15 protein-coding genes are annotated in these 17,681 nt (G+C 34.4%); 9 read left to right on the forward strand and 6 right to left on the reverse strand.

All coding sequences use genetic code 11. From position 1 onward, the window contains the following. The first annotated feature begins 39 nt into the window (after window positions 1–39). The 4 genes from AC52CF_RS07520 (at window position 40) to hutU (ending at window position 7,598) form a co-directional block, all read left to right on the forward strand. Window positions 40–333, forward strand: coding sequence for a hypothetical protein (locus tag AC52CF_RS07520; protein WP_214590163.1), 294 nt, complete (start codon window positions 40–42; stop codon window positions 331–333). 202 nt (window positions 334–535) lie between these two features. Next, complete coding sequence (locus tag AC52CF_RS07525) at window positions 536–4,738, forward strand: FIDD domain-containing protein (protein WP_496518014.1); 4,203 nt, start codon at window positions 536–538, stop codon at window positions 4,736–4,738. A 186-nt stretch (window positions 4,739–4,924) separates the two neighbouring features. After that, on the forward strand, window positions 4,925–5,344 hold the full coding sequence (locus AC52CF_RS07530) for an endonuclease domain-containing protein (RefSeq protein WP_496518015.1): 420 nt from the start codon (window positions 4,925–4,927) through the stop codon (window positions 5,342–5,344). A 268-nt stretch (window positions 5,345–5,612) separates the two neighbouring features. Continuing rightward, window positions 5,613–7,598 (forward strand): urocanate hydratase, encoded by a 1,986-nt coding sequence (gene hutU / locus AC52CF_RS07535; RefSeq protein WP_496518016.1) that lies wholly within the window; start codon window positions 5,613–5,615, stop codon window positions 7,596–7,598. Window positions 7,599–7,730: 132 nt separating this feature from the next. Here the strand turns inward: hutU and AC52CF_RS07540 are convergent, their stop codons facing one another. The 6 genes from AC52CF_RS07540 to AC52CF_RS07565 all read right to left on the reverse strand — a co-directional run bounded on the left by AC52CF_RS07540 (window position 7,731) and on the right by AC52CF_RS07565 (window position 12,152). Continuing rightward, window positions 7,731–8,519: a hypothetical protein gene (locus AC52CF_RS07540; protein ID WP_496518017.1), complete on the reverse strand. Its 789-nt coding sequence runs from the start codon at window positions 8,517–8,519 to the stop codon at window positions 7,731–7,733. 58 nt (window positions 8,520–8,577) lie between these two features. Then, window positions 8,578–10,281, reverse strand: coding sequence for a DUF262 domain-containing protein (locus tag AC52CF_RS07545; protein WP_496518018.1), 1,704 nt, complete (start codon window positions 10,279–10,281; stop codon window positions 8,578–8,580). A 138-nt stretch (window positions 10,282–10,419) separates the two neighbouring features. Next, complete coding sequence (locus AC52CF_RS07550) at window positions 10,420–10,815, reverse strand: hypothetical protein (RefSeq protein WP_496518019.1); 396 nt, start codon at window positions 10,813–10,815, stop codon at window positions 10,420–10,422. A gap of 76 nt (window positions 10,816–10,891) precedes the next feature. Then, complete coding sequence (locus AC52CF_RS07555; RefSeq protein WP_394665258.1) at window positions 10,892–11,311, reverse strand: hypothetical protein; 420 nt, start codon at window positions 11,309–11,311, stop codon at window positions 10,892–10,894. 263 nt (window positions 11,312–11,574) lie between these two features. Continuing rightward, a complete protein-coding gene (locus AC52CF_RS07560) occupies window positions 11,575–11,832 on the reverse strand; it encodes a hypothetical protein (RefSeq protein ID WP_496518020.1) in 258 nt (85 codons plus the stop codon). 104 nt (window positions 11,833–11,936) lie between these two features. Continuing rightward, the gene (locus tag AC52CF_RS07565; protein ID WP_496518021.1) at window positions 11,937–12,152 is read right to left on the reverse strand and encodes a hypothetical protein; all 216 of its coding nucleotides are present in this window, start codon (window positions 12,150–12,152) and stop codon (window positions 11,937–11,939) included. Window positions 12,153–12,207: 55 nt separating this feature from the next. On the opposite strand from AC52CF_RS07565, the gene AC52CF_RS07570 reads away from it, so the two are divergent. From AC52CF_RS07570 to AC52CF_RS07590, 5 genes are all read left to right on the forward strand, one after another. Further along, window positions 12,208–12,930: a DUF6261 family protein gene (locus AC52CF_RS07570; RefSeq protein ID WP_394665260.1), complete on the forward strand. Its 723-nt coding sequence runs from the start codon at window positions 12,208–12,210 to the stop codon at window positions 12,928–12,930. Window positions 12,931–14,338: 1,408 nt separating this feature from the next. Further along, window positions 14,339–15,265: a tetratricopeptide repeat protein gene (locus AC52CF_RS07575; RefSeq protein WP_496518022.1), complete on the forward strand. Its 927-nt coding sequence runs from the start codon at window positions 14,339–14,341 to the stop codon at window positions 15,263–15,265. Between the two features lie 20 nt (window positions 15,266–15,285). Then, on the forward strand, window positions 15,286–15,768 hold the full coding sequence (locus AC52CF_RS07580; protein ID WP_496518023.1) for a DUF3997 domain-containing protein: 483 nt from the start codon (window positions 15,286–15,288) through the stop codon (window positions 15,766–15,768). A 329-nt stretch (window positions 15,769–16,097) separates the two neighbouring features. Then, window positions 16,098–16,559, forward strand: a complete 462-nt coding sequence (locus AC52CF_RS07585; protein ID WP_496518024.1) for a hypothetical protein — start codon at window positions 16,098–16,100, stop codon at window positions 16,557–16,559. A gap of 37 nt (window positions 16,560–16,596) precedes the next feature. Then, window positions 16,597–17,055, forward strand: a complete 459-nt coding sequence (locus AC52CF_RS07590; protein WP_496518025.1) for a hypothetical protein — start codon at window positions 16,597–16,599, stop codon at window positions 17,053–17,055. The last annotated feature ends 626 nt before the right edge of the window (window positions 17,056–17,681 follow it).

The following is a 17,681-nucleotide window of genomic DNA, read 5'->3' on the forward strand; positions in this document are numbered from 1 at the left end:
ATTTTTGTTTGATTACAGACAACACCAAAAAATAAGAGTATGATACCCGAAAACAGCGAACAGGAACAGGAAAGAAGACTGGAACAGAGAGAATATAAATCCAGTGAAGATATTTTTAATCAGGAAGAGCATATTTCCTTAGACGGAAACGGAAAACCGATTTTTAATCAAGAAAACGATGACGATAAATTAGATAAAGGACTGGATATTCCCGGAGTGGAAGATGACGACGAAATGGAGGAGATCGGCAGTGAAGACGAAGAAAACAATTACTGGAGTCTAAGCGATAACGACGATGACCATGAGGAAGAAAATGATGATGTTTTAACCTAATATGAACTTAATTTCAAATAATTATAAACCTTGCTTTTCCGGCAAGTTTTTTTTTATTTACATTTATTTTGTAAATTGTTGTATTCTAACCTTATGAATAATTTCGTTATGAATACCATGTAAATAAATGTTTACTATTGATAATTGTATTGCTAAAAGTGGTAAATTTATCAATAAATAGTGATTAAAAGAAAACTTGATTATGATAAAACCTTTACAATTTATCCTCGTATGGATAAGCATTTTCGGGCTTGCCCAAACTCCCGGAAATGTTATCATAAAAGATGCAGTAGGCAATCAGAGCTTTAATGTTACCTGTACCAATGGTCTTAATGCAAACGGTTGTATCGATCTCCATCTGGAATATCCTGTCATTAAACAGACTTCAAATTATGAAGTCGTTTCTCAGGCTTTTGCTCCTCCCATTGCATTGAATCAGGGAACTCCGCTCAATGCCAACTACGATGACGTTTTTCCTACCAAGCTGGATCTTCCTTTTCAGTTTTGTTTTTATAATCAGAATTTTAATGCATTAGTAGTCGGTTCAAACGGGATGGTCACTTTTGATCTGAGCCAGTTGGGAAACATCAACTATCCCAATGTCCAATGGCAGAACCCCAATGTAAGCCTTCCTAAAAACTCCATATTCGGGGTATACAACGATATGGTTTTTTCTGCAAATGATCCTTCTGAAATTTATTATTCCACCATCGGAACAGCTCCTTACAGAAAATTTGTTGTCAGCTTTTTCGAAGGAAGAATTGCAGGATGTACAGACAGAGCTTCATCTCAGATTGTTCTGCATGAAACTACCAATGTGATTGAAGTTTTCGTAGATAAAAAACCGACACCCTGCCCGACAAGAAAATTTGAAAATGCTTTAATAGGCGTTATCAACGGCGACGGAACACTCGGCGTTTCTCCTCCTAACAGAAATACAGGAGTATGGCAGGCTTTGCAGGAAGGATATAGATTTAATCCGCTTGGGAACGCAATACAGCCGGATGTAACATGGACAGATTCTGCCGGACAGACTGTTGCTACGGGAATTCAGGCTACGATTTGCCCTACCCAGAATGAAGTGTATACGGCAACTGCGGTTTTTAATACCTGCGGAACCAGTACCCTTACTTTAACGGATGATTTTCCTTTAACATTTGATCCTACTTATCCCGCTGCGAAAAATTTCACACAGGATTACTGCGGAAATAATCCTGTAAACCTTACTTTAAGCAGTTTTCAGGGAAATGTAACCACACAGAACCCTGCAAATTTTGTATTCAGCTTTCATACAACTTTGCAGAACGCACAAAATAACGTCAGTCCTTTACCGAACAACTTTACATTAACAGCAAATACGGTTTTATATGTGAGAATTCAGAATCCGAATGTTCCCAACTGTTACAGAGTGGCTGTTTTAACTCTAAATTTTAAGACCAAAAGTTTGCTCAAAAATACGGTTCAGATTTGCGATACGAATAATGACGGGGTAGAATCCAACTATAACTTAGCATTCCTGGATCCTGAGCTTTTTCCGCCGGGCACTACGGGAATTTCTTATTTCGCCACGCAGGCAAATGCTCAGAACAATACCAATGCGATCAGCACAATTAATGTTACAGCAGGTACAACGGTCTGGGTAAGACTGCAGGAAGGAAACTGTACCTTCGTTTTAGGTCCTGTAACTTTCCAGTTCAAACCGGGAGTTAATCTCAATTCTCCGATTAACTATAACTATTCAACCTGTGATATCAACAATGATGATGCAGAGCCTTTTGATTTTCCTTTAACTTTCGGACCGCTCATTACATCACAGCCGGGAGCTGTATTTACGGCATATGGAACCTATAACGAAGCTCTTACAGGTTCAGGAGGCGTTTTAAGTACAGTGCATGACGGAGCTTATACCATTTTTATAAGAGTTCAGATCCCGAACGGATGTGTTGCAGTGGCAACTGTAAATCTCAATATTACATTTACTAAAGTTGTGGTTATTCCTAAAACAGAATACATCTGCTTTAACGGAACAGATGACATCAGTGTTAATTTAAATACCCTTTCAAACGGAATGCTGATCTCTCCGGCAACAGTTCCCGTAGTGAAATTTTTTGCAGATTATGCGGATGCGAGTTTCGGAATAAATCCTATAAGCCCGAATCAGGTCATTACCACCAACGGAAATTTCGTTACACAGATTTATTATGTACGTTTCGAACTTTCTGAGACCTGCTACACGATAAGACCACTTACGATCAATCTGGTTCATCCTGTTGCAGAACAGTCCAGTTTTACGGTTTGTGATTTTAATAATGATAATACAGAAAACGTACAGTTATCACAGTTTTCATCTGCCATTATCGGAAGCCAGAATGCTACGGTAACCTTCTATCTTACTGCTGCAGACGCAGCAAGTGGAAATAATCCGGTGAATAATGTAACCTTTACCGGAACACAGCAGTACTTTGTAAAGATCAATTCGTATAATTGTGAGCAGATTTATCCGTTTACCGTAGGATTAACTTCTACACCGGCAGTAAATCCTACGGTAACGGTTAACCTGACGAATATTTGTGATAATAATAATGACAATACGGAGATTTATAATCTTACACAGGCGCAAAGCCAGATTACAACAAGCTCGAATGTAAACTTTACGTATTATCTGAATTATGATCCTGTTACCCACATTTTCACCAACGAGATTACAAATCCCACTCAGTTTGTTGTTACCGGAGGAAGTGCAACCGTTTATGTGAAGGTGAAGTTTAATAACAACGATTGCTTTTCAGCGGTTAAACTTACCATTCTGATGACATTCTTACCCCCTGTAGTTCTGAACAATGCTGTATTGAACAAATGCGATGAAGATTTTAATTTAAGTGAAACCTTTCAGTTGAGTGATGCCACTTCTCAGATGTTTATTCCTGCTCAAAACACCTATCCTTTATCAAATATCACCGTTACTTATTACAATACACAGGCAGAAGCCAATGCCGGAAACCCTGCCAGTCAGATCGGAAATACCGTTACAACCAATATTTCTACCGTTCAGGTGTGGGCAAGATTTCAGGTGAATACCACAGGATGTTACTCTGTAGCATCAATTGAGCTGAATACCTATTTCCCTCCGAAAGCCATCAATTCTACCATTTCGGTTTGTGATGAAAATCTCGACGGAAGCTATGAAGTAAACCTTTTGAATTTTACCAATTTAATGGTTGACGCACCGAATCCTGCGAATACATTTACCTTCTATCTTACCCTGCAGGATGCGCAGAACGGAACCAATCCTATTGCCAATCCGTCGAACTTTACCGCCAATCCTTTCCCTGCGCAGATGTGGGTGAATGTGCAGAATATTCCGGGATGTAACGATATTGCATCCATAACCTTCACTTACGGAAATAAAGTAACCCTGCTGAACAACGGACCTTTCCCTTTAGCAACCTGTGATATCGGAAATGACGGATCAGAGACCGTTAATCTGACCCAGTTCCAGACACAGATTTACAATGGAGCTAACGTTACATTTACCTATTACTCGTCTTTAGCAGATCTTAATGCGGGAACCAATGCGATTGCAAATCCTTCAGCGTATCTGTATAATCAGGTTTCAGGTTCCAGTACCATTTATGTAAAAGTAAGTGTTCCCGGATCGTGTTCCAATCTGGTGCAGATTCAGCTTTCATTGAAAAAAACTCCGATTTTCGATATTCCGACATTGTATTTCTGTCCGGAAGGCTCACTGAGCAGTTATTCTGTAAATATTACCAATTACACGATTGTAAGCTATCAATGGACTAATCCTGCAGGACAGACCATCTCTACAACGAATACGATTACAGGAATTAACACAGTAGGAACTTACTCATTAACCGTGACGGCGGATAACGGATGTTCTTACACCAAGACTTTCGATATCAAACATTATGAAGTCCCTGTTATTACAAGCATTCAGTTCAGCGGTAATAATGTGATTATTTATGCTACGGGTTCAAAATCAATACTGTATTCTATCGATGGAATCAACTGGCAGGCAAGCAACAGCTTCAATAATTTACCTACAGGAATTACCACCTTCTATGTGAGATTTGCCGACAGCGACTGTATTGTGAAAAAAGACGGTCTGGTACTGGATATTACAAATACCATTACACCAAACGGTGACGGACTTAATGACCATTGGGTGATTAAAGATCTTCAGGTATTCGGAACAAGAATGTCTAACCTCAAAATCTTCGACCGTTATCAGATGCTGATTTTTGAACAGAATTCAAACACTCAGTTCTATTGGGACGGGATGATAAAAGGAAGGGTACTTCCTACTGCAAGTTACTGGTATGTGATTACCATACCGGATGGAAGAACAATAACCGGCTGGGTTTTGGTTAAAAATCATAATTAAATCTAAAAGCTTATTTCTATAAAGCCTCATTGAAATTTTCAGTGAGGTTTTTTATTTTTGAAAAGATTTAATCACCGCATTATCCGGAAAGTGGAAATTCCCCTCCTCTGGAGGGGTGGCAAAAATTTATAAAATTTTTGACGGGGTGGTTTAATTAAAAAACACAAACAGTAAAAGCAACAATTGATGAAAGAAATCCTTACAGTAATTAACGGAATTTCTGTTCGCAGGAATTTTGTAGAAAATCTTCCCTACAATCCCAAATTAAAACCTCTTTTGAACGAAAAACGGAAATCCGGAATTTTGAGTGAAGTCATTTTCTGGAAACAGGTTCGTGCGAAAACATTCCATAATATTGATTTTGACAGACAGAGAATTATCGGAAATTACATCGTTGATTTTTATGTGAAAACGCTGGGGTTAGTTATAGAAATTGACGGCTGGAGCCACGAAACCAAAGAAATTTATGATGAGGTAAGGCAGAAATACCTGGAATCTTTAGGTCTGAAAATATTCAGGATAACAGACTTTGATGTACTACATAATTTGTCTGTTGTGATGAAAGATTTAGAAAACTTCATCATTGAACATTATAAATACAAGTAAAATATCCATCACAATATTCCCCTCCTTTGGAGGGGTGGATTCGACCAAAGGGAGAAGACGGGGTGGTAAAATAATAAACCAAAGATAAATTAAGATCATCTAAAACCACCCCGTCAAAAATTCTTCCGAATTTTCGCCACCCCTCCAAAGGAGGGGAATTTTTCATGCTGTTTCAAATTTTATCACATTAGTTGCAGGGATTTTCTAATTTGAATATCTTTAAAACCACAAAAATAAATCTGCTAAACTAACAACGATCAACAAATACATGACATTCCAACAACAGATACAACAGGGTATACCCAACCAGCTGCCACAGCCGAAACCTTACGAAACCAACATCAATCATGCGCCGAAACGCAAAGAAATTTTAGGGGAAGAAGAAAAAAAACTAGCGTTGAAAAATGCGTTACGTTACTTCGAGCCTCAGTTTCATGCAGAATTATTGCCGGAATTCAGGGAAGAACTGGAAAAATACGGAAGAATTTATATGTACCGTTTCCGTCCGGATTATGAGATGAAGGCAAGACCGATTTCTGAATATCCCGGAAAATCGGAGCAGGCAAAAGCCATCATGCTGATGATTCAGAACAATCTGGATTATGCAGTAGCGCAGCATCCTCATGAACTGATTACGTATGGTGGAAACGGGGGAGTATTTTCCAACTGGGCACAATATCTTTTAACAATGAAATACCTGTCTGAAATGACGGATGAACAGACTTTGGTCATGTATTCCGGGCATCCGATGGGATTGTTTCCTTCCCATAAAGATGCGCCGAGAGTAGTGGTAACCAACGGAATGATGATCCCGAATTACTCAAAACCGGACGATTGGGAAAAATTCAATGCTTTGGGCGTTACACAGTACGGACAAATGACGGCGGGAAGCTATATGTACATCGGTCCGCAGGGAATTGTTCACGGAACAACCATTACGGTACTGAACGCGTTCAGAAAAATCAATAAAGATCCGAAAGGCGGGCTGTTCGTGACTTCAGGATTAGGGGGAATGTCCGGAGCGCAGCCAAAAGCAGGAAATATTGCAGGCTGTGTTACCGTTTGTGCGGAAGTTAATCCGAAGATTACCAAAATCCGTCACGACCAGAAGTGGGTAAACGAAATCCATGAAAATCTTGACGAGCTTGTTGCAAGAGTTCGACAGGCGCAGGAAAATAAAGAATCTGTTTCTCTGGCGTACTTGGGAAATATTGTTGAGGTTTGGGAAAAATTCGATCAGGAGAATTTAAGAATCGACATCGGTTCAGACCAGACTTCGCTTCACAATCCTTGGGCGGGAGGATATTATCCTGCAGGACAGAGCTTTGAAGAATCCAATAAAATGATGGCGGAAGATCCGGAACTCTTTAAAGATAAAGTTCAGGAAAGCTTAAGAAGACACGCAGAAGCTATCAACAAACATACAGCAAAAGGAACCTATTTCTTCGATTACGGAAATGCCTTCTTACTGGAATCTTCCAGAGCCGGAGCCGATGTAATGGCAGAAAATCCTACGTTGGGAAGAGAATTTAAATTCCCTTCTTATGTACAGGATATTATGGGACCGATGTGTTTCGATTATGGTTTCGGGCCATTCCGCTGGGTTTGTACGAGCGGAAAGCCGGAAGATCTACAGAAAACAGATGATATTGCCTGTGCGGTTTTAGAAGAAATTCAGCAGAATTCTCCTGAAGAAATCCAGCAGCAGATGAAAGACAACATTCAGTGGATCAAAGGAGCGCAGGAAAATAATCTGGTGGTCGGTTCGCAGGCGAGAATTTTATATGCCGATGCAGAAGGTAGAATGAAAATTGCCGAAGCCTTCAATAAAGCCATCAAAAACGGAGAAATCGGACCCGTAGTTTTAGGAAGAGATCATCATGATGTTTCCGGAACAGATTCGCCGTACAGAGAGACATCCAATATTTATGACGGTTCCAGATTTACGGCAGATATGGCGATCCATAATGTGATTGGCGACAGTTTCCGTGGGGCAACCTGGGTTTCAATTCATAACGGAGGCGGAGTAGGATGGGGAGAAGTCATCAACGGAGGCTTCGGAATGCTGCTGGACGGAAGCGATGATGCCGACAGAAGATTAAAATCCATGCTGTTCTGGGACGTAAACAACGGAATCTCAAGAAGAAGCTGGGCAAGAAATGAAGGCGCTGTTTTCGCCATCAAAAGAGCCATGGAAATGGAGCCGAATCTGAAAGTAACGCTTCCGAATTTTGTGGATGAAAATCTTTTTTAATTTAGAAATGAAATCAACTTTGTCAAAGTTCTTAAACTTTGACAAAGTTTTACTAATTTTTTGATATAAGGAATATTCTGTTGTGTTTCGATCAATATTTTTCAGAAATAATGATCCCAATTGTAGAGCCTCCTAATTCGCAATATAATAGAAAAATCCGTCGCTGATATTTCTTGAACTCATGATCTCAAACAAGTGGTTATTGTTTTCCAACATTCCCGACGGGGAAAAATAATAGCCGTAAGAATTATCGGAAAATCCGTCCAGAAGAAAGAACATTCCCAAGTCTGTTTTTACAATCGAATAAATATTTACTTTCTTCATCTGTTCAAGGATCTGTTGCTGCAAAGAGCTGAAACGGTAATTTTTCTCAGTTTTTATTTTTGCTGAGATGGGGAAGGGCGATTTTTGCGGAATCACATAAGACCAGTATCCATTGTTTTCTTTAAAAATATCATCTACCCTTTGCAAAGAACTCTGGTTTAGATAGATTAAATTCCTGCTTTTTCCCACAAGAGCAGCCAGTGTTTTGAATTCCGGAAGATGATCCTTCAGAAACTGAATATGCCTGTCCTCGTCAATCATACCTTGTTTTAAAAACTGATTCGGTTTTTCTGCCGCTTCCTTTTCCGTCAGTTCATACCGCTGAGAAAAACCACCCCAGAAAAAATTGGAGATTTCACTTGATGTACGTACCGAATCGAGCGCGTAGATTTTCTCATGCTGCAAAGGTCGGATATCCCATTTCGAAAAAGGCTTTGAAAACTTAAGATACTCCTCCAGAGGAACTTTACGTTCCACCGTCAAACTATCTAAATAATTAAACAGTTCCACATCATATTTTTCGGTTTTATTTAAATAATCCTGACCGAAAACAGATGCCGATAAAACGAAAAACAACAGAATGACAATTTTTTGCATAGAATAAGAAAGTAATTTCGTAGTTATTGTATTGAATTACGAGAACAAATGTAAAATATTAACACCACCATCTTTCTAAACAGTATTCTGCAATTTGTTTTGTTCTTTGATTTAATTCTGATTTAGTAAATTTTTTCATAGTATCTATTTCAGAACCAATTATTTTAGTCATAGAGAATAAACTTTTACTATATGTTTCAACTTTATCTATCGAGCTCTTATTCTGAATGCTAGAATTTAAGTTACGCTCAAGAATTGTTAGATTTCCTAAAGTATGCTCATAGTCGATAAAATCTTCTTTATTTTTAAAGCCCATTGTTCGTGGTGCAAAAGTCGGAGTTTGAGACAAAACATGTTCAATATTAGGATTCTTGTTAATAAGTTCTTTCAATTCAGAAATTTTATATTCTTCATTTTGAAGATGCTCACAATAATTGATAAAAATATGATTTAAAGCTCTGTTTCCAAAAATCCAACTAAATAAGTGTGCTTGAAATTCTTCTTTGGGCATCCATTTACTGTTAAACCAAAATAAATAATTTTCAATATCTATATTGTTTTTATTATCAATGTTGAAAATTAATCTAGATATATCAGCTTTAGGGTCAGTCCCTCTTGTTTTATATACTCTTACTTCTATTAATTCTATTAGATCGTAAAAAGTAAATTTTTCAAAGCTTTCTCTTTGTAAATTTACATCTAGTAACCCTAATGATTCTAGTTTAATTACTAATGGATATAATGTTGCAGATAAATTTAAAATAACAAATAGTTTAAAATATCTAGATTCATTTTTAGCCCTCTCAATAACATTTTTACAATTTTCAAAAAATGATTTTAAACTTTTTGAGTATGAGTTAATAAAATTTTCTATTTCTAGATAATTATCAGATTTATTTGAATTTCTATAACCTGTTAGTTTATTTTTCAAAAATTGCAGAACATATGATGCAGTTGGATCGTAATTTTCATCACTATAGCTTACAAAATGATAGCGCATCAAATTATCTTCATTAAATTCCTTATTTTTTATTAAGTTTATGTTTAATTCTTCTCCTAGATGTTTTATATCGTCATAAATTTCAAAAATATCACTAAAACAATCGTTGATTTGGTTATCTAATTTTTTATTTAAATATCTATTGGAGAAATATATTAATAAACTTTTTGCTTTTTCCATATTTGATAAAGGCTTTCCTCTATCATTAACAGTTTGAAAAATTCTGATTGCGTCACCCTCCGAATTTTCTACAAATTCCATTACTTCAAGTTTTTCAACTGATTTTAAGAATTTTAGCTTATTATCTATTTTATTAACTTTATATTTAATTTCTTGAAAAGCTTCTTCTAAATAACGTTGACTTTTATTTTGCGGTTTACCAACATTATTATCGAATAAATCTGTTAAAAATTTATTATCACGATTTAAAGGAGATAATCTAAATCTATCGTCTTCTTTTATGTAAAATCTTTCATAATATGCTTGATCTTTTTCTGAAAGATTTTTTATTAAAGAACTTATTATCAAAGTTAATGTTGTTATTCGTTGTTGACCATCAACTACATAAAATTTTTCATCATCATCATCAGATTTTGAAAGTACAATGGTCCCTATATAATGATTTGAGTTTGATTCAATTGATTCAATTATATCTTCAAATAATTCTCTAATGTTTTGTAATTCCCATGCATAACCTCTTTGATATTTTGGAATTTCAAAAAATCTACCATTAAAAAAGTCTTTAATTTTTATACTTGCCATAATTATTTGTTATAATTTAAATTTCATGTTTAGTTTTGTTAAAAAGTTAGCAAATATATACAACTTAAATTTATTTAAATTATGGTTTTCCATAATTTAGGTTTATTAAATTATTAACGCAATGGGATTGAAATTAAGTTATTGAATCGGAAGAATTCCTCTATTGTTTTCTTCCATTGACCATTGAACCTGATAAACAGTTCCTTCAATTTGATCAAGCAATAAAAAGTTATAAGTATTTTCTGTAGGATAAAGAGTAAATCTTCCATTTACCTCTTTTTCTTCTGCAACAAGAGATATAGAATTTAAATTTAAAATAACACGATTATCTCCCTCTTTTACTGCAAAATGAACTTGCCACATTTTACCATTTCTTGTATTTAATTTTATAAATGTCCAAAAGTTTTTAGTTGGAAATAATTGATACATTTTATCAGCACTCTGTTTATGATAGGCTGAATTGTTTATTTTTGTTTGGGCAGACAAACAATTTAGAGACAAAATAAAAATAAATGAAAGAATTTTATTATTCATAGTATGTGATTATTTAAAAGGATACTGTTGTTTGTTATTACAAATTATAAGCTTTCAAATATTTAGGTAATACATATTAATTAAATATTTTGTTATAAGCTTCTCCAACATCTTCAAGAATACTTTCCCAATAATCAATAATAAATAGAGCTAATTTGTTATTGGTTCTTTTTGAAAAATAGATATCTGCTGTAAAATATCCATAGAAATTACCATCTCTGTCAACTAGAACAGGAGGATTAGAAGCATATTTATTAAAGGGTGAGTCGCTACTATATTTGCCTCCGTAGTTTCCATACTTATTCCAAATAGAATTGGAACTATATTTAGAACCATTATTACCATATTTATTCCATATAGAGTAATCATTATATTTGTCACAATCTAAACACCCCAGAAAAACATCATGATTTTTTCCTCCAAAGATTAAAATATTTTGAGCAAGAGTAATATTAAAAACAAATAAAAGCAAAATGAATAGATAATTTTTTTTCATACTTATTTTTTAGGTTAATTAATTATTTTGGTCAATTGATGCTCATATACATACATTTCCCCTTTATATTGATTTGTGTCTATTTTTATTAAAACAATGTAATCGAAATTATTTGGGGGATACATTTATTTTTGATTATACGTATGCGTATATGGCTCTTCTTTTGTTGCCACAACAATGCATTTTTTCCCAGAAGCTATTTCTAATACTTCTTCATTTATTTTAAACTTCATTTTTAAAAGTTACATTATTAACTAATATTATTAATCTGTAATTACCTCAAAAGGCCAGGTGTAATGGCTAGATGCAAAAGGTCGATTTCCGTTTGTTGGAACTATGATCTTTGCTTTTATTCTAAATTTTGTTCCAACTGGAAAATCAGTTGACAGAACTTTGGAACATTGCACAAACATCGTTTCTAAATAGGGATCTTGATTTGGAAGCGGTTTTATATGAACCGGTCCATGTTTGCCTCTTTCATTTGTTAAAACAGTTTGTACAATAATATAATCGTAATCCATAATTATTTGATTTATAGTTATAAATATTATATTTCAAATATAAAAAAACGATGATTATTATTCTTTCCGTATTTCTACGGAAATTTATAGTTCGTAAAATCTTATTAATCTTCTCTAACCGCCAAACCTCTCCAACAATCTGCAGGAAACTTCCGGAGAACTCCGGAGATTAAAAACAAAGTTGTTTGCGAATTCCGTACATCTCCGGAATTCTCCTGCAAGTTGCGGGAAACCTCCGGAGGACTTCTGTCGTTTAAAACAATAGTGTTTGTAAGTTTCGGAGGACTCCGGAGGTTTAAAACAGAGTTGTTTGTAATCAAAGAAGTTTTTTTATATTTGGTTTTTTAAATTATTAATCAAAAAAACGCAAACAAAATGAAAATTGCACTCACAAAACTGAGTACTAAAGATCTCGCTACTTTATCTCAACGTATTCTCTCAAATGCACAGTCAGGGAAATATACAACGGTTGATAATCATCCACTTACTTTGGCTTTACAGAATTCGTACACAGAATACGATAAAGTCTATGCAAAGCAGAGTTATAGCGGAAAAGGGAAAGATGTGGCAACGGCAGATCATGAAAGGGATGTTGCTTACACCAATCTGAAAGCCTTTCTCAACGGATACCGCAAACTTTCTTCTGCACCCAATTATCAGGCTGCCGAAGATTTGTACAATGTATTGAAGAAGTACGGACTTGATCTCGACCGTTTAAGCTATTCTTCTCAGACCGCACAGATGAAAAAGCTGATCGAAGAACTGGAAACGCCCGAAAATATGCAAAAAATCGGACTGCTTTCCATCAATGCTGCATTCACAGAAATGAAAACGAAACATGAAGATTTTGAGACCTTATTTGCCGATCAGGCAGAAGCCAACGCAGACCTCCGACAAATGACGAGCGCAAGCGCCATCCGCAAAGACCTTGAGAAAAACCTGAAAGCCTACATCAGTTTATTAACCGTGATGAAGGGTGTTTCCGGCTGGGAACTTCTGTACAGCGACACGAATGAACTGGTAAAGGCTGCCAAAAATTCTTCCCAGCAAAAGACGAACAGCGAAGGAAAAACCGGAACTTCCGGAAACCAGCCGTAAAATCAACGATTTGTTGATTGCTGCACGTACTTTTTTAACCACAAAAGCCACAAAAGATTTTGATACCTTATTAAAGGTAACAAGCGTAAGACTAAAAGAACACAACAGTTTTTAAAAAATCTCTGATTTTTATGCTTTTGAGGACTTTAATTATTCTGAAAATCAGCTTTATCATTATCTTTTGTGCCTTTTGTGGTTAAATTTTCCTGTCATTCTGAATGAAATTTTGTGAAGCATTATGCAGTGAAGAATCTATTAAAATGCAGTTGTTTTTAGATTTTTCGGCTCCACTTCGTTGCGCTCAAAATGACAGCGCTGTAGATTGAATGTAAGAGTTTTTTTTAAACACATAAGTCACATGAGCTTTTAAAACAATTTAAGCTTTAGATCAGAACACATTAGTTTATGAAAATCTTTGATTTTCTTCTTATGTGATCTTCTAATTATTCATTAAACTAAACTTATGTGACTTAAGTGTTATATTTAAAAATCCTGTCATTCTGAATGAAATTTTGCGAAGCATTATGAAATGAAGAATCTATTAAAATGCAATTGTTTTAGATTTTTCGGCTCCACTTCGTTGCGCTCAAAATGACAGCTTTGCAGGTTAAAAAGTTTTTAAAACACTTAAGTCACATAAGATTTTAAATAATTTAAGCTTTATATTAGAACACATTAGTTTATGAAAATCTTTGATTTTCTTCTTATGTGATCTTCTGAATACTTCATTAAACTAAACTTATGTGACTAATGTGTTATAATTTAAAAACAGTAAATCACTCTGTCATTCAGAATGAAATTTTGCGAAGCATTATGCAGTGAAGAATCTATTAAAATGCAATTTTTTTAGATTTTTCGGCTCCACTTCGCTGCGCTCAAAATGACAGCTTTGCAGGTTGAAGAGTTTTTAAACACTTAAGTCACATAAGATTTTAAATAATTTAAGCTTTATATTAGAACACATTAGTTTATGAAAATCTTTGATTTTCTTCTTATGTGATCTTCTGAATACATCATTAAACTAAACTTATGTGACTAATGTGTTATAATTTAAAATAGTGAAATTCCTCTGTCATTCAGAATGGAATTTTGCGCAGCATTATGGAATGAAGAATCTATTAATATAAGATTTTTCAACTCCACTTCGTTGTGCTCAAAATGACAGTGCTGTAGATTGAATGTAAGAATTTTTTTTAACACATAAGTCACATAATATTTTAAATAATTTCTAAGCTTTAGATCAGAACACATTAGTTTATGAAAATCTTTGATTTTCTTCTCATGTGATCTTTTATATTTGGTTGGAATAATTGAACTTATTTGATTATTAAGATTAATTTTATGCTGCAGGTTTTGTATCTTTTGCAGATAAAAACTTTTTTAAAACCTGTAACCATAGAAATCGGATATGAGGAAATATTTTTTTAGTGTACTGTTCGGTGTTTTATTTTCTGTTCCCGCATTCGGATGCCTGAACGGAGAAACACTGCATCTCGAAGACGGAACCATTCTCTATGAAGATTATGAAGGATATGTACCGTATGGTCATTATTTTACCAATACCGAAGAGCTTAATAAAATACTGTTATCGATGGAAAAAGGCTATAAGGAAACAGGAAAACTGAATTATCTTTCAGATAAAGGACTGATCCTGATTATTCAGGGAAAATACAAGGAAGCCATCGAACTTTACAAAAAGATTGAAAAAGAGGAACCGAACCGATATTCTACCGCTTCCAATATCGGTACCGCTTATGAACTGATCGGTAATAATGCCGAAGCGTTGCGCTGGATTGAAAAAGCAGTAAAAATAAACCCCAATTCTCACTACGGTTCCGAATGGATTCACATCAATATTCTGAAAGCCAAAATGAAAGGCGGAAAGTTGATCAATTCCAGATTTTTAATCGGAAATGATTTCGGAAATGGAAAATTTCCTGAATCGGAAAGAGAGGACAAGGAACTTTTTGTCTTGAGAAAGCAATTGTATTATCAGCTTAATGAGAGGGTTTCTTTTGTAAAACCGAAGGATAAAATCGTAGCACAGCTTTTATTTGATCTCGGGAATATTTCTTACCTGATGCGGGAAAAAGAAGAAGCTGCAGAAACTTATAAAATGGCAAAAGAGTACGGTTTTAATAAGCCTGTTCTGGAAGAAAGACTGGCGTTGTATACACCGCCGGTAATCGATCATGTACAAAAGAAAGCAATTAAGGAAATTAAGTTTCAGACCAAACCCATACGAAGAACCGAACTGATTAGTTTTTGTATAGCAATCGCGTATCTGCTATTTTCGGGAGTGATTGTTTTTGTATTCAGAAAGAAGATTTTTTAAAATTTAAATACTGTTTTTGCATGAGAAAATATCTGAAAGTAACTGTATTTTTTGTTGGAATTATTCTCTTTATTCTAATGATTGGTCTTTTAAGAAGTAATAAAATTCCATTGGGACTGCCTTTCGCTTTTGGTCCGGGAGTACAGGATTTTACAAAGGACTTAACAGGAAATTATACGCTTTACAGAAATTCGGCGCAAGAAATATTTATAGCTCCGGATGACGGATGGGATTCGGAAACAGCGATCATTCCTGCAAAAGTTATTAAAGTGAATGTTTATCAGGAATTTATTATTGCAGAAAGACACGGCATGAAAAGGAGGAATGTACACGATAGTATGGATACTTTTGAGATTCCGGATAAAGAGAGTACAGATTACTGGATTTTAAATACTGAGGAAAATTATGTCTTAAAAAATTTAAAGAAGAATGATTTCAAAAGAAAACGGGAATCTTTAAAAATACCTGAAAAGATTGATTTAATTGATGTCTATGAATATTAGTTCAACAGCATTTTTTTATTTTAATCATGAATTTGCTTAATAATTAAAGTACTCAACTTGTTTTTTATGAACCTGAGTTCGGGATAAGTCTTCTTAACTGCCATGTTAAACAAAGATATTCAATTATCAAGAATTCTGCTTTTAAGATATACAAAGGCGTAAAATTGATCAAAGTAATACCATTTTTGTGTTTTTTAAATAAACGAAGTGCCTTTGTTTAGCTTACAAAATTTTAATAAGTAAAAAAATCTTTTGTTTTTCTTTGCGATAAATTAATATAATACTATAAATCTATTTTTTAAATTTATTTCTTATTTCGAACTGAGGTTATGAATAAAATATTTTACATTTTTCTATTTCTGGCTCTGGTTTCCTGTAAAAAAGATCATGAGGTGAAAAAGGACGAGTGGGATTATCTAAACAGCAGTTTTAATAACAAAGAAAACCTGAGCGATCTTATGATGCACTGTATGTATGATCTGTTTTCTGTAAAAAGGATCAATGATTCATTGTTCTACATCAGGCTTGATGAATTTCAGGGATGGAAAAAAAATTACAGAGTCTATGAAGATACCGTAAAATTAAGCGAGAATAAAAAGATTACAGATTCATTGGGCAACCAGAAAAAACAGATCTTAAGATTTTCGAATAACCATGATGTGGATCTTGAAATTGAGATTCATAAAATTGCAGTGCATTTCGATTCGGTTTCTCTTTACGAATATAACGGAAGAGTAAGCATTAATAACAAAAAGCTTCAGTATACCTGCAAAGATTTATTTGTAAAGTAAAAATTGTTTTTCCTCAGGAAAATGATATTTTTGAAGGATGAGATTGTTCACGATAAAGCAAATTTTATCTTCTTGTCAGCTTTTAGATGAAGCAGGGAATATCGTTGCGGAAAGGCTTGCTGATTTTGTTTTTTCAACAAATGAAAGGCTGAAAATCAAAGATCAGATATACAGGATTAAATATTCAGGTCTTTTTGGGGAGAAAACTGAATACTTTGATGAAAAGGGAAACGTTGTCGTAATGATTGATCGTGCAAACCAAAGAATATTTCATTATCAGAATCAATACACCGAAATATATTTCTACAGATCAAAGGGTTTTATCAACAGAACTGTTTCTTTATACCGTTTTCAGGATGATGCCTTAATGATGACATTCACTTTTAAAAACTCTATTTTCAAAAAACAAGGAAACATTGAAACGAATGATGATTTCAACAATCCATTGCTTTTAACCGTGTTTTTTCATCACAATCTCAGAGAATCTGAAGATTGATTTGAACACAATTTTTTGAAATGATTTTTTTTAACATAGCAGTTGTTTTAAATTTAACCACGAAAGCCGCGAGGAAAATGTGTCATTCAGAATGGAATTTTGCGTAGTGTTATGCAGTGAAGAATCTGTAAATGAAAGTTTTAAAGACTAAATATATGTACTTTTTTAACCACAAAAGCCACAAAAGATTTTGATGCTTTATTGAAGTTAACAAGCATAAGAATAAAAGCACACAACAGTTTTAAAAATCTTTGATTTTTATGCTTTTGAGGACTTTAATTATTCTGAAAATCAGCTTTATCATTATCTTTTGTGGTAAAATTTCCCTGTCATTCTGAATGGAATTTTGCGCAGCATTATGTAATGAAGAATCTCTTAAAACGTTTTGATTTTAGATTTTTCGGCTCCACTTCGTTTCGCTTAAAATAACAGCTTTGCAGGTTGAATAGTTTTTAAACACTTAAGTCACATAAGATTTTAAATAATTTAAGCTTTAGATCAGAACACATTAGTTTTTGAAAATCTTTGATTTTCTTCTTATGTGATCTTCCGAAAATTTCATTAAACTAAACTTATGTGACTTAAGTGTTATATTTTAAAACAGTAAAACTGTCATTCTGAATGAA

The organism is Chryseobacterium sp. 2P, assembly GCF_059579425.1.